This window comes from Algoriphagus sp. A40 (assembly GCF_002002735.1).
Lineage (GTDB): Bacteria > Bacteroidota > Bacteroidia > Cytophagales > Cyclobacteriaceae > Algoriphagus.
The window spans coordinates 53,713-67,570 of record NZ_MUNY01000059.1; the positions used below are offsets into that span (position 1 = coordinate 53,713).

General features: G+C 45.1%; 8 protein-coding genes. 1 reads left to right on the forward strand and 7 read right to left on the reverse strand.

What is annotated here, in order from left to right:
- Nucleotides 1–33 precede the first annotated feature (33 nt).
- The 7 genes from B0E43_RS13815 to B0E43_RS13845 all read right to left on the reverse strand — a co-directional run bounded on the left by B0E43_RS13815 (nucleotide 34) and on the right by B0E43_RS13845 (nucleotide 10,655).
- Complete coding sequence (locus B0E43_RS13815; protein ID WP_077350690.1) at nucleotides 34–654, reverse strand: dihydrofolate reductase family protein; 621 nt, start codon at nucleotides 652–654, stop codon at nucleotides 34–36.
- 266 nt (nucleotides 655–920) lie between these two features.
- Nucleotides 921–2,078: an efflux RND transporter periplasmic adaptor subunit gene (locus B0E43_RS13820; protein WP_077350692.1), complete on the reverse strand. Its 1,158-nt coding sequence runs from the start codon at nucleotides 2,076–2,078 to the stop codon at nucleotides 921–923.
- Nucleotides 2,078–6,400 (reverse strand): CusA/CzcA family heavy metal efflux RND transporter, encoded by a 4,323-nt coding sequence (locus tag B0E43_RS13825; protein WP_077350694.1) that lies wholly within the window; start codon nucleotides 6,398–6,400, stop codon nucleotides 2,078–2,080. Before B0E43_RS13825 ends, B0E43_RS13820 begins: the two co-directional genes overlap by 1 nt.
- A 72-nt stretch (nucleotides 6,401–6,472) precedes the next feature.
- On the reverse strand, nucleotides 6,473–7,852 hold the full coding sequence (locus tag B0E43_RS13830) for a HAMP domain-containing sensor histidine kinase (RefSeq protein WP_077350696.1): 1,380 nt from the start codon (nucleotides 7,850–7,852) through the stop codon (nucleotides 6,473–6,475).
- Nucleotides 7,853–7,865: 13 nt separating this feature from the next.
- The gene (locus B0E43_RS13835; RefSeq protein WP_077350698.1) at nucleotides 7,866–8,534 is read right to left on the reverse strand and encodes a response regulator transcription factor; all 669 of its coding nucleotides are present in this window, start codon (nucleotides 8,532–8,534) and stop codon (nucleotides 7,866–7,868) included.
- A gap of 366 nt (nucleotides 8,535–8,900) precedes the next feature.
- Entirely contained in the window at nucleotides 8,901–10,127 is a 1,227-nt protein-coding gene (locus B0E43_RS13840; protein WP_077350700.1) for a PepSY domain-containing protein, read from the reverse strand.
- A gap of 177 nt (nucleotides 10,128–10,304) precedes the next feature.
- A complete protein-coding gene (locus tag B0E43_RS13845; protein ID WP_077350702.1) occupies nucleotides 10,305–10,655 on the reverse strand; it encodes an AraC family transcriptional regulator in 351 nt (116 codons plus the stop codon).
- 143 nt (nucleotides 10,656–10,798) lie between these two features.
- Here B0E43_RS13845 and B0E43_RS13850 point away from each other — a divergent pair, with 143 nt between their 5' ends.
- On the forward strand, nucleotides 10,799–13,858 hold the full coding sequence (locus tag B0E43_RS13850) for a SusC/RagA family TonB-linked outer membrane protein (protein ID WP_077350704.1): 3,060 nt from the start codon (nucleotides 10,799–10,801) through the stop codon (nucleotides 13,856–13,858).

Sequence of the window (13,858 nt, forward strand, 5' to 3'; positions counted from 1 at the left end):
AGTTGAAAAACCAGCATTAGCAGGTCGTTTTCACTATTTCTTTGTCAGTTTATATCTTAAATGAGTTGTCATGTCAGATGGTATTACCTCCTCAATCTGAATTGCATATTTATTTTTGTCAATGCCGTCAAAGAGTCGAATACCGCTTCCTAAAAAAACTGGAGAAATGTGAATAAAAAATTCGTCAACAAGTCCTGCGTTTAAAAATTGTTGAATTGTGTTTGCACCACCTTGTATTCTTATGTCCTTTCCTTTTGCAGATTGTCTTGCCTTGTTCAAAGCACTTTCGATTCCATCGTTTATGAAATAAAAAGTTGTCGTTCCTTCCTGTACCCAAGGTTCTCGGATTTCATGTGTTAATACAAAAACGTCAGCTTTGTATAAGTCATTTGGCCAACTGGCTTCGCCTTCCTCAAACATTCGCTTCCCCATAATGAAAGCACCCGTTCTAGCGATTGTCTCCCTGATGAATTTCCCGTCAGCTCCGTCTTCTTTGCCTCCTTCAATCCCTAAGTATTCCCAAAAAGCTTTTTGCTTAAACATCCACGAATGAATTTGCCCCGAGACTCCACCCATAGGATTTTTAGGACTTCTATTATCCCCTGCGAAAAAACCGTCAAGTGATATTCCACTGTCAAAGATTATTTTACTCATAATTACACCTAATTAATTTTTTGTTTCTGGTAGGATTTGACTGACTGTTTAAGCTTTGGACTGTCGCCAAATAATAGCCGCAAACTTAATTATTGCCGAACCCCAACCTACTAATTCCCTCTCACTTAAAAAAGTCCATTCAGGCTACCAAAACCATTTCAACCGACAATTGGGGGTTGAGTTTGCCAATACATATTGGAAACGGAAAGTCGTAAGTAGTTTCAATCAGCACTTATTGCTTACCCCTTACCTCTAGGGACAAATAATCAAAGCAAATTAAACCCGCCTTTTACCAACACCACAGCCGTTTCATCCAGTCCTTCCACAGGTTCGATGGCAATCATTGACTTATTCTTTGCTCCCGGGATTACTTTCACTTTGGCCAGCTTAAATCCTTGATCTGTCTTTTCCTTTTGGATCAAAACAAAATATTCCCCATCCACCTCAATCATGGCATCCTCAGGCAAAGCCCAGGATTCCTGGGGATCCAGCTGAACTCTTGCCTGAATGAACATCCCCGGGATCAGCTTGATCACCTCTTTTTCATCCACCAAATCCGCATGGACATTTATTTGTCGCTGTTCATTGATCGACTGGCCTACCACGTGAATCTGAGCCATTAGGACTTGACCCGGAGAATCCGGCATGGAAACCTCCACTTTCTGTCCGATGTGAATGCGGGTAGCATCTTTTTCAAACAGAATCAACTCGATGTGCAAATGCTCCTTATTCAGCAAGGAAATCGCCTTTCCGGACGCTGGAAGAAACTGTCCCGGAGCTACAAACACTTCTTCCACAAAACCTCTGATCGGAGAAATCACGGGTACTTTTGACCGGATGTTTGCCGGGGTCAACTGCTCTGCATCAATATGGATCAGGCTGAGTTGCTTTTTCAAACTTTGACTTTTGGCAAGCGCACCCTGGTAATCAGCCTCCGCTTTGAGGTAGTTTTTCTGTGCCGAGATCTGTTCGCCATAAAGCGTCTTCTGACGCTCGTATTCCGCTTTCAGATAGGCCAATTGGCTGGTAGTCTCCAGGTAGTCTTGCTGCAAGCGGATGAATTCAGGATTTTCCAGATAGAAAAGAGTCTGTCCTTTTCTTACAGATTGACCTTCTATAAGCTCAAGATCACTCACATAACCACCGAAGTAGGCTGAAATTTCCTGCATTCCTTCCACGGGCACCTTCACCGTACCCTGGACATTGACCTCACTTGAGAAATCCCCCTGATGTGGACTCCCCCATTCCATTTTCATCGTGTTGAACTGGGTTTGGGTAAGGAAAATCTCCGTTGAACCCTCAGGGGCTTTTGTGACTTCTATGCCTTCTACGGCGAGGCTCACGTTTTTCCCACAGCCCGAAAGGGACCCAAGAATCACGGCAAAAACGCCAAAAATGAGGAGGTTGGACTGAAATGTGCGCATCAGTTATTCAGGTAAATAAGTTCTAATTGGTTGAGTTGATAATCCAGCTTGGCCTGCAAATACTGCAGCGTGATGTTTCGGGAGTTTTCGATCAGCTGGACGTATTGGAGAAAATCAATTTCACCTTCCTTAAAAGAGCGGATGGCCTGATCCCGAAGCTGAACTGAAAGCATATTTCCTTCCGATTCATAGTACTCAATCACTTGCTTGTTTTGGGCAAGTGAAGTCTGAATTTTGGAATAGTTGGTTTGAAGTTTTTGTTTGAAAGCCTGTGATTCGAGCATAATTTGCTCCTGCTGGAATTTCCCGGCCTTGACTTTAGCAGTATGCGAACCAAAAAACAGGGGAATCCCAATTCCTGCCTGGAATCCAGGATAAACTTTGGCTGCTTCTCCGGGATTAGTACCCCGAAACAGGTCTACATTCACATCTGGTAGCATCGTCCTTCGGTCTACTTTCATCTGGCTTTCGGCCTGTAGGAAGGCCGACTCATAAAGCATCAGGGAAGGATGATTTTCCAGATCCACCTCTGCATCAAAAGAAATTTCTTCTTCAATCAACTCAATTTCTTCTTCAATATTCAGCAGCTGCCGAAGCTGGTTTTTGGAAATTTCAAAACCCCGGAGGGCTTCAGCTTTTTTCAGGCCGATTTCCCTCAGTTTGCTTTCTGCGGTGAGTTTTTCCAAAAGATTGGACTCTCCTGTCTCCAGCCTGCGGGTGGCCGCCCGGGCAAATTCTCCATACAAACTGTCCAGGTAACTATAATTCTGCTCAAGTTCCTTCCAATAAAGTGCCGTAACAAAAGCCTCACTTACCTCCCTATTGAGGGTCCTTGCTGAAAGCTGAAGCTGTGCGGTCTGCTGCATTTCAGACGCCTGAAGAACATTCTTCTGAGCGGAGTAAACCGAGGGGAAATCAAAACTTTGCCTCACTCCCCAAACCCGATTGTACTCTCCGTTTTCGGCAATGTCGTTTTTGTCAAAGCCATAATAAACTTGGGTCTTGCCAATTGTCCAACCTGCATGGCTTCTTGCGGAAGCCGATTCCAAGCTTTTTTGGGCTGCCTGCAAACTCAAATTTTGCTCTTGGGCGATTTGAAGTGCCTGACTTAGGCTAAGTTGCTGCACTTCGGTTTGAGAAAAAGCGGGCAAAGCCGAACCGGTCACAAGCATTAACAGAAGAAGTGCTGTTTTTGGGATTCCGCTTCCACTGGCTTTTTTGGAATTGAAAAGCACATATAAAACCGGTAAAACCACGAGCGTAAGCAGTGTCGCTGAGATCAATCCACCGACCACTACTGTAGCCAAAGGCCGCTGGACTTCAGCCCCTGCCGAACCTGAAACTGCCATCGGCAAAAAACCAAGTGCAGCTGCTGAAGCTGTGAGCAAAACCGGTCTCAATCGCTCTTTTGCACCCACCACGACCAGTTCCCGGATAGAAGTAAATTTATCTTTCATGGATTTAAAGTGTTCGATCATCACGATTCCATTGAGTACGGCAATACCGAAAAGGGCAATAAATCCCACTCCGGCAGAAATACTGAACGGCATATCCCTAAACCAGAGCAACAAAACCCCACCGATAGCCGAAAACGGAATCGCGGTGTAGATCATAAATGCGTCCCTGGCTGAAGAAAAGGCGAAATACAAGAGAATGAAAATCAGAATCAGAGCCACCGGCACTGCAATCATCAATCGGGTCCGTGCCTGTTGTAGGTTTTCAAACTGCCCCCCATAATCCACCCGATAGCCTTCTGGAATATCGATCTTGGCAACGATTCCCTGGATATCGTCCACCACGGATTGCAGGTCGCGGTTTCGGACATTCACTCCGATCACCACCCTTCGCTGTGTATTGTCACGGGAGATTTTAGCCGGGCCTTTGGTATATGAGATTTTTGCCAATTCGTGGAGTGGAACACTTCCTCCGATCGGAAGCTGAATCGCAGCATTTTCGAGATGGGAAATATCCTTGCGGAAAGGCTCTGCAAATCTGACTACCAAATCAAATTGCTTTTCCCCTTCGAACACTGTCCCTGTACTCATCCCGGCAAATCCCATGGTCACGACCTGATTCAGGTCTTCCACGTTCAATCCATATTTGGCGATTTTAGCCCGGTCATACTCGATTTTCATCTGTGGAAGTCCATCGACTTTTTCCAAAATGATGTCTGCTGCACCTTCAACACCCTGGATTGCGGCTTCGATTTCTTCAGCTGTTTTTAACAGCACTTCCAAATCCTCCCCGAAAACCTTGATCGCCAAATCCGCCCTAACCCCGGTGATCAGCTCATTGAAGCGCATTTCGATGGGTTGGGTAAACTCATAATCCAATCCGGGAATCGCTTCCAAGGCTTTTTTGAATTCTTCAGCAAGCTCGTCTTTGGTTTCCACCGTGGTCCATTCCGAAGGCGGATGCAAAGTCACGATCACGTCACTTTCTTCCATAGACATCGGATCGGTGGGTATTTCGGCGGCACCGATCCGGGTTACCACCTGATTGACTTCTGGAAACTTCATCAGAATTTCCTCCATCTTGGTGATGGTTTCCACGGTATTGGATAGCGTCGTCCCGGTCTTCAAAACCGGCTGAATCACAAAATCCCCCTCATCCAAAGTCGGCACAAACTCAGATCCCATGGTGGAAAAAAGTAAAAACGTCCCCACCAAAATTGCAGCTGCCCCTGCAAGAACAGCCTTAGTATGTTTCAATGCCCAATTGATGGCAGGTTCGTAGATTATATTCAGAAAATTGATCAGAAGAACTGATACGTTTTTCGGACCAGGAGCCTCGGATTTCAAAAAAAGTGAAGAAACTACCGGCACATAAGTCAGTCCCAAAATCATCGCGCCGATCAGCGCAAAGCTGAACACTTCGGCCATCGGGCGGAACATTTTTCCCTCAACTCCTGAAAGAGAAAGAATCGGGATAAAGACGATAATGATGATGATCTGTCCAAAAATGGCGGAATGCATCATTTTGGACGCTCCTGTAAAGGTAATTTTGTCCTTTTCAGCTTGTTTTTCACTTCGGGAAAGTCCTGCAAAAAGAGCCGAGGATTTGGTAAATCTGAAAGCTATAAACTCGACAATGATCACTGCACCATCAATGATGATCCCGAAGTCGATCGCTCCCAAACTCATCAGATTGGCATCCACTCCGAAGATGTACATCATCGCAAGCGCAAAAAGCAAACTCAGGGGAATCACTGAAGCCACGACCAAACCGGATCGGAAATTTCCCAGGAGCAAAACCACTACAAAAACCACAATCAAACAGCCTAGAATCAAGTTTTCAGCAATCGTAAAAGTGGTTCGTTCGATCAATTCTGACCTATCCAAAAAGCCGTTGATCACGATTCCTTCAGGCAGGGTATTTTCCATTTCTGCAATCCGCTCCTTCACTCGGTCGATCGTTCCTTTGCCATCAGCACCCTTGAGCATCATGACCTGACCTAGGACTTTTTCCCCTTCTCCATTTGCCGTGATTGCCCCAAATCGGTTGGCATGTCCGAAGCGGACTTCAGCAATGTCGCTGATGTAAACTGGAGAACCGTTGCGAACCTCAACGACAATATCGCCGATGTCCTCCAGGCTGCTGACCAATCCTTCCCCCCGGATAAAAAAGCTCTCGTTGGTTTTTTCGATATAGCTACCGCCAGCCACGGAATTGTTTTTGCTCAAAACCTCGTAAACGGTAGCGAGATTGATGTTCATGCCTTTCAATCGCTCCGGATTGATGGCCACTTCATATTGTTTCAGGTATCCTCCCCAGGTGTTGATTTCTACTACTCCGGAGATCCCAGCCAGCTGTCTTCGAACTACCCAATCCTGAATGGTCCGCAGATCCGTGATGGAATACTTGTCCTCATAACCCGGCTTGACATCGATGACATATTGGTAAATTTCCCCCAATCCAGTAGAAATCGGCCCCATAAAAGGTGTCCCAAATCCCTGGGGGATTCGCTCCTGGGCCATAATCAAGCGCTCTGAAATCAGCTGCCGGGGCAGGTAAGTCCCCATGTCTTCCTCAAAAACAATCGTCACCACCGAAAGCCCGAATTTGGAAACCGAGCGGATTTCTTTCACCCCTGGCAAATTGGCCATCTCCAGCTCGACAGGGTAGGTCAGGTATTTTTCCACATCTTCGGTTGCGAGATTTCGGGAAGTGGTGATGACTTGCACCTGATTGTTGGTGACGTCAGGAACGGCCCCGATAGGCAAATTGGTAAGGGCGAAAATCCCGAATCCCAGCCAAATGGCGATAAAAATAAATATGATGAGCTTGTGCCCAATACTCCAATGGATAATACGATCTAGCATGAACCGGCCAAAATTTGCAACGAAGTTCCTGTTCGGTCCTTAGTTCAATCTTAGCCGATTCTTAAGATTTGCTTAAGAAATGGGAAAATCCAGTCTGAAGGTGCTTCCCGAGCCTTTTTCGCTGGAGACCGAAATCTTAATTCCGGACTCCATGGCAAGTTTTTTGACAATAGCCAAGCCGAGCCCAGTTCCCGGAATCAGCTGATCGACTGCTTCCTTTTCCCTAAAAAATGGATCGAAAATCTTTTCCAGGTATTCCGGTGAAATCCCCGATCCGGCATCGCAGATCTCAATGTAAGGAAGGGTCTGACTTACTCCAGTTTTTACCAAAATTTCCGTGTCGGGTCCAGAGTATTTTATGGCATTTTGTATCAGGTTTCCCAAGATCATCTGAAGCGATTTCTCATTAGCATTGACAAAAACCGGAACACCAGATTCACATCGAAAGCTGATTTTTCGTTGTTGTTCATTAGCAAGCTGATCCACTATTTCCTCCAAAAAAGTGATCAATTCGAGTTCCTCTTTCACTAGGTTTTTTCCTTTTTCCTCTCTGGCCAAGGCCAAAAGTTGATCGATCGTGGCAGACATCCTGTCAATACTCGAAAGTGCGGTTTTGATTTTTTCCACATACTCCTCCGAATTCCTGGGCTTGCGGATCAAAACTTCCAAAGTACCACGCAATACAGAAAGGGGCGTTCTCAACTCATGGGAGGCATCAGAAGTAAACTGTTTTTCCCGATTGAGGGAAGCTTCCAAACGCTCCAACAGTTCATTGATCGACCGGGTAAGCTGCCCGATTTCATCATTGGGTTCGGCCACAGGCACCCGTTCATTGAGATTGCTTTGGGTAATTTGATTGGTTTTTCTGATGATTTGTTGGATCGGCTCGATGCTTTTTCCGGCCAAATATCGCATTGTAAGAAACAGGGAAAGTAAAATCACAGGATACAGTACCAAGAGTACGTTTCTGAGATTATTGAGCAACTCACGGGAATCCTCAAAGGACTTGGCCAGCAAGAGGTACCCTTCGAGTTTTCCGGCATTGATCAAGGGTATCTGCATCTGCCTAACTTCACTCGCCCCGATTCTCAGGGTCCAGGCTTCTTTTCTTGCAGATTTTTCAGGGGAAAAGCTGAGGTGGTTTTCCCTCAAATTCGGAGAGCGATCCATGGAATTCCCCTCCAAATCGACGATTTCAATGAAAATAGGATTGAGCTGAATCTGGCTGTGTTCCATTTCTTGCCATTCATCCATGTGTAAAAAGCGGATTTCTCCGTTGATCATGAAAATCTCACCCCTGTGCTTGTCTGTTTCTAGGCCAAGTTCCCGGTCGATATTCGTAACCACTGTGAAATTGGCTACCAAGTAGATGACCCAAAAAACCACCAAAATGATCAGGGCAGTGACCAGAGTAAGCCGACTGGCTATCCGCTCTTTGTAGGCCAGTTTCATAGGTAGCTCGATTTCATAATTCCTTCGCCATATAGCCTACCCCACGGATCGTCTGGATGTAATCCTCGTCTTTCTGCAGATTCAGCTTTTTGCGGAGTGAATTGATAAAGACATCGATCACACCGGTGTTGTATTCGAAGTGAATATCCCAGACACTTTCGATGATACGAGTACGGCGGCAAACCTTGTTTTTATTGCGAACAAGGTATTCCAGCAGTGCAAATTCTTTTTGGGTGAGCTGGATTTCTTCGTCCCCTTTCTGAACCAAATGACGGTCTGGAAAAATCGAAATCGGTCCAAGGCTTAGCTTTTCCTCCAAGCCTTGCTTCCCTCTGAGTTGAACCCGGATCCGAACAAGCAATTCCTCGAAGTGAAATGGCTTTTTGATGTAATCATTGGCCCCGGTCTGGAGTCCAAAAACCGTCTCATCCACGGTGTCTTTGGCAGTGAGAAATATGATAGGAGTATTCGGGAATTCCCTTCGAAATAGCCGGGTAAGCTCGATTCCGCTCATTCCTGGAAGCATCCAATCGAGCAAAAGCAGGTCGTAATTTCCGGAAAGTGCCAATTCCAATCCTTCCTTTCCGTTATCGGCAACATCGACAGCAAAGGCTTCCTCTTCCAATCCCTGCTTGAGGAAATTGGAAATTCCGGGTTCGTCTTCGACTATCAGGATGCGCATCGGATTGGATTACAGAGACAAAAATTAAAAATTCGGAGGATATTCAGCGATTTGAATCCTTAAGATTCACTTAACTTTTTACTTAACACGGATTTTTAACCACAGAGAAAACGATGAAGCGCAAAGGAAATCAGTATTCTGACTCCCTTGCTCACCTTCGTGTACTTTGCAGCTAATAATTTACACAGAACCGAAACACCAAAAAGAGCGAAGCTCTTCCTCAGCGTCCTTGAAAAAGCTCAATGCCGAAACATACATATGGAGTCCTTTCGCTTCCAATTGATTCAAAAAAATAATTCTTAGAGGCCTTTGCGGTCAAAACCCTTTGCGAGCCTTCGTCTTTGCGACTTAAAATTTAAATGGGAATTAAGCCATTTCGACCAGAGGACTTTTTGTATTCCGGGTTCGATTATGCTTTTTCTTTTTGTGCTTGTTCCACCAAATCAGCGTCCCTGTGATCGGAAGCGAGGTAGCGATGAGACAAGCTACAAACCAAATAAACTTGGTGAATTGGCCGAAAATTTCTCCGGTATGAAGTGACTTGACCGAGCGACCAATCTGCTGTCTTGTAGGAAGATCTGAAAACAATTTAGCCTCCTTTACTTCAAGATTTGCAGGATTCAGAGTCAACTGGTCCGAACCTGCTTTTGCAAAAAATCCTGTGCGTGATTTACTCACAGAAATATCTCCGTCGGGCTTACTCGGTAAAGAAATCCGAAGATTCCCATCATAAGGAAGAGTCGAATTACTTGACGCTACCGCTTGGTCAAAAGAGATAAATACCTGCTTAACTGGAGCTTCATCGGCAGGTTCTTTGGATTTTTCTCCGCCTCTCTCTCCTCCTGGATTTCCTCCGGTTTGGGCTTGATAGATATCCCAGGTCTTTTGCCATCCGGTTTTGTACCACTGATAGGACCAGAATGGTCCAGTTACAGCCATGATGAACAAGATCAACAGGGAATAAAATGCCAGGGTATTGTGCAGGTCATGGTTAACACGCTTCCAGTTGGCATCCCACTTCACCTTCAGGCCTTGTTTCCAGTTTTTGGCTTTTTGAGGGACCCAGATAAAAATCCCGGTGACAACACCCAATAAAAACAGCAAGGTCGCGACTCCGTTGATGAACCTGCCCAATTCCATATTGCTCATGGATTCCAGGATCGGTTCCTCGATTTTGTCGAGCATCAGCCAACGATGCAGTGAAAACATGTAGCCCATAAATTCCTCAGTAGAAGTTTTCTCTGCAGTATTTGCGAGGAATTCTCCGGAATAGGGGTTGACAAAATAGCTGACAGGTCGTTCCTCCCCTTCTTTTTTCACCTGAAACTGTACGCTCCGATCTTCAGCCTGGAAGACATTCACCCCCACCACCTCAGCTGAGAGACTTTTCTCAACTTCTGTTCTCAACTCATCAAGTGACTTCTTTGAACCGGATACCTCAATAAAATAGCGCTCGGAATCGGCGAATTCACGGATTTCAGTGTTGTATACATAGATCGTACCGCTAAGACAAACTGCGATTACGATCAGTCCGCATGTCAACCCAGCATAGAGGTGAATGTCATTGAGAAACTTCCGGATGGGCTTCCACATGGTAGGGAGGTTTTAGAGAATTAGCCTTTAGATTAAGATCTGCCGCAAATGTAAAAAGGGAAATCATTATTTAGAATGATTCTAATAAATAATTTTATTTAGACTGATTCAAAAGTTGAAAATCGAAATTTTAAAGATGAAAAGATGCTTTGATGGAACTGGAAAAGAGAAGGTCTGTTAAAACTTTCCACCAAGGGGATCTCTAGAGTATTCTTTTGGAGTGCATCCGGTTTCCTTTTTAAATGCCGCCGAAAAATGGGTCGGGTGCCTGTATCCGACTTCCCATCCGATTTCTGAAATATTCAATTTTCCCTCTTTGAGAAGTTGAATCGCTTTTTGAATTCTTCGCTTTTTCACAAATCCATAAACAGTATTGGCAAAAATCGCCTTAAAATGAATCTTCAGGTAAGTCTCATTCAATCCAACCAAATGTGCCAATTCAGCAATTGAAGGAGGATTTTGGAGCTTAGACTCAAGCAGATTTTTTGCTTGTTCCATCTTTTCAATCAATTCCGATTTAACCTTCATCAATTTTTCTGTTTTATTCAAAAATTCCGTTTTGCGTCCTTTTTTCCCGGATTTGGCACTTGTCTTTATCCATGGAGAATTTACTTTTGCGCCACAAATCTATGCTTTTTAGAATAAGTCTAAATAAGAATTACTTGCAAAACATGAAAAAAATACTACCACTGCTGTTTTTCCTAATCCTTTTTGAATGTGCATTTGCTCAAAGAATCCATGTCAACGGATTGGTGAAGGATGATTATAAACGGGAGACATTACCGGGAGCAACGATCCAGGTTAAGAATAGCCCATCAACTTCTGTATCCGATGGGGAGGGTAAATTCAGAATGTACGCCAATGTCGGTGACACGCTTGAGGTGCGGTTTTTAGGTTTCACCACCCAGTCTTTCATCGCTCCTGCGGATGAATCTCAGGTAGAAATTCTTTTGAAGGAAGATTTCACCAACCTCACTGAAGTAGAAGTAACTGGAGCTTTGGGAATTCCCCGCTCAGCCAAGGAAATAGGCTCCTCAGCCACCTTGATTTCATCCGAAAAACTCAATGAAGGCAAGACTGTCAATCCGATTTTTGGCCTGAACAGCAAAGTTGCTGGTCTAAGAATCAACATGTACGACAGTAAAGTCGATCCTGCCACTCAAATTGTTCTCCGGGGAAACCGAAGCTTGCAAAGAACCACAGGAATTGATGGAAGAAATCCAAATGAACCAATCTACGTGGTAGATGGCAATCCGATGCCCAATATCAACCGGCTAAATCCGAATGACATCGAAAGTATTACTGTGCTGAAAGGTGCAAACGCAGCGGCGCTTTACGGTTCGGAGGGCGTAAACGGTGCAATTATGATCACAACCAAATCCGGCAAAACCGGAAGAGGCGAAGTGAGCATCAGCAACACCACGACTTTCTCAAAACCCTACCTCCTACCGGAAGCTCAAACTACTTATGGCCAAGGAAATAACGGCACTTACAGCCCGACAACTTATGAATCTTGGGGACCTGCTTTTGATGGAAGCATGAAGCCTTTTGGCCTGCCGCTTCCCGACGGAACTCAGCCGATGGTCGAGTATTCCGCTCCAAATGGTGACAACAGACTGAACCTCTTCCAAACTGGTGTGAACCTTCAAAATGATGTTTCTTTTTCCGCAGGAGATGAAGTCTCCACTTATTTTCTTTCCGCCCAATATGTGGATCAGGAAGGAATCATTCCCGATGATGTCAACAAGCGGTTTAACCTGAGATTCAACGGTTCCAGAAAATTCGGAAAACTGACTACTTCTTACACCCTCAACTACATTTCCAACAACAAGGACATCACCCCAGACGGACCCTGGATTTCTGCATACCGCTATCCGGCCAACTTCCCTTATGACATGGTGAAGGACTGGGAAAACCCAAATTCTCCGGGCAATCCAAAAAACTATTTCATACCGAACGGTTCATGGTTGAGAAACCCCTATTTCCTGATTGACAATATCAGAAATCAGAGCCAAGAGCAGATTTTCAATGGGAAAATCGAATTGAACTATCAGATTGCTCCCTGGTTTGATGTGCTCTATCGTGCCGGTGTCTACAACATTGCTGAACAATTCCGCGATTATACCAACAAATACGAAGCACCGGGAACCAGAAATACGCCCGGTTCTGTAAATGATGGCTCTGTTTTCTACCGAAGACTCAACAGTGACCTGATTTTGAACTTCAAAAAGAACATCGGGAAATGGAACAACCGCCTGCTTTTGGGCCAGAATATCCGGACTGATGATAAAAAGCAAAGCAACGTGTCAGCAAGTAACCTGCTTTATACTGACATTATCAACCAAAGCAGCCGAACAGGAGAACTTGCCGGGGGCACAACCATTACGGAACAACGGTCCATGGCAGTCTATGGTGAACTATCAACAGGCTACAACGATTTGTTGTTCCTGACTTTGACGGGAAGAAATGAATGGACCTCCGTTTTGGCAAAAGAGAACAGATCCTATTTCTATCCGGGTGTGAGCGCCTCCTTGATTTTGACAGAAGCAATCCCAGCTATTCGGCAGATGCGTCAGGTTTCTTTTGCGAAGCTCTACTCATCCTGGAATAAAACCGGAAACGTAACCCTTGCCCCATATCAGCTTAACAATGCCTACAGTCAGGCTAACGGTTTTCCTTTTGGGAACTCTATCGGATTCCTTCCGAGTTTGACCAATCCAAACCAAAATATCCAGCCTGAATTTGTAACATCTTATGAGGTCGGAATGCAGGTGGGACTTTTCAACCACAAAATCTATGTAGAGACTGCTTACATCTATTCAGATTCTGACGGACAAATCTCAAACGCCAACGTCTCCCGGGCGACCGGTTACAATGCCACTTTGGTGAATTCCGGACGGATGACCAACAATATCCTCGAATTCACCCTGACTGCAGATTTGATCAGAAAAGAAGACTTTTCACTTCGTGTGTCCGGTAACTACACCTACACCAAAAACGAGGTAAAAGAGCTTTATGGAGGCGCGGACTACCGTCAAAACTTCAGACAATCCTATGCTTTTGTCGGAGAGCAATTTCCTACACTTTGGGTAAGTGATTACCAAAGAGATCCAAATGGCAATGTTGTCGTGGATCAGGACAGTGGAGATCCGATGGTGGCCACAGACAATGTGAAACTCGGTCCAATGGTGCCTCCTCACATGTTTGGACTGAACATCGCAACCGGATACAAAGGGTTTCAGCTAACGGCTCAGTTTGATGCAAGACAGGGCGCATGGTTTTACTCAGAGACGATACCGCCAATGTATGAATTCGGTACTCATCCGATCACAGCAGCTTATGGTAGAGAGTCTTTCGTTTGGCCAAACTCGGTCATCGAAGTGGAACCGGGAGTATTTGTTCCAAATACTGATCTGAAAACTTCCAGCGGTGGAAAAGAATTTTGGGCAAGACAGGGAGCGGTGCAAAGCAATACCGCTGCAAAAGCCGATTTTCTGAAACTGAGGGAGCTAAGCCTGACCTATACTGTTCCTCAGCATTTCCTCGACCGTCAAAACGTCATCCAAGCGATGAATTTCGGAGTAGTAGGCACCAACTTATTCATCGTCCGCCATTCCTCCAACAACATAGGAGATCCTGAATACCTCTACAACAATACCGACGGCTATTACAGCTTCCGTCAGGTACCTCCAATGAGGACCTACGGCTTCACAGTAAACATGAAATTTTAA

Bases quoted from the DNA above. Each gene is read 5' to 3' on its own strand.
- B0E43_RS13835 (WP_077350698.1), bottom strand. From the start codon at position 8,534: ATGCGCATCCTGATAGTCGAAGACGAACCCGGAATTTCCAATTTCCTC.
- B0E43_RS13830 (WP_077350696.1), bottom strand. From the start codon at position 7,852: ATGAAACTGGCCTACAAAGAGCGGATAGCCAGTCGGCTTACTCTGGTC.
- B0E43_RS13845 (WP_077350702.1), bottom strand. From the start codon at position 10,655: ATGAAGGTTAAATCGGAATTGATTGAAAAGATGGAACAAGCAAAAAAT.
- B0E43_RS13840 (WP_077350700.1), bottom strand. From the start codon at position 10,127: ATGTGGAAGCCCATCCGGAAGTTTCTCAATGACATTCACCTCTATGCT.
- B0E43_RS13825 (WP_077350694.1), bottom strand. From the start codon at position 6,400: ATGCTAGATCGTATTATCCATTGGAGTATTGGGCACAAGCTCATCATA.
- B0E43_RS13815 (WP_077350690.1), bottom strand. From the start codon at position 654: ATGAGTAAAATAATCTTTGACAGTGGAATATCACTTGACGGTTTTTTC.
- B0E43_RS13850 (WP_077350704.1), top strand. From the start codon at position 10,799: ATGAAAAAAATACTACCACTGCTGTTTTTCCTAATCCTTTTTGAATGT.
- B0E43_RS13820 (WP_077350692.1), bottom strand. From the start codon at position 2,078: ATGCGCACATTTCAGTCCAACCTCCTCATTTTTGGCGTTTTTGCCGTG.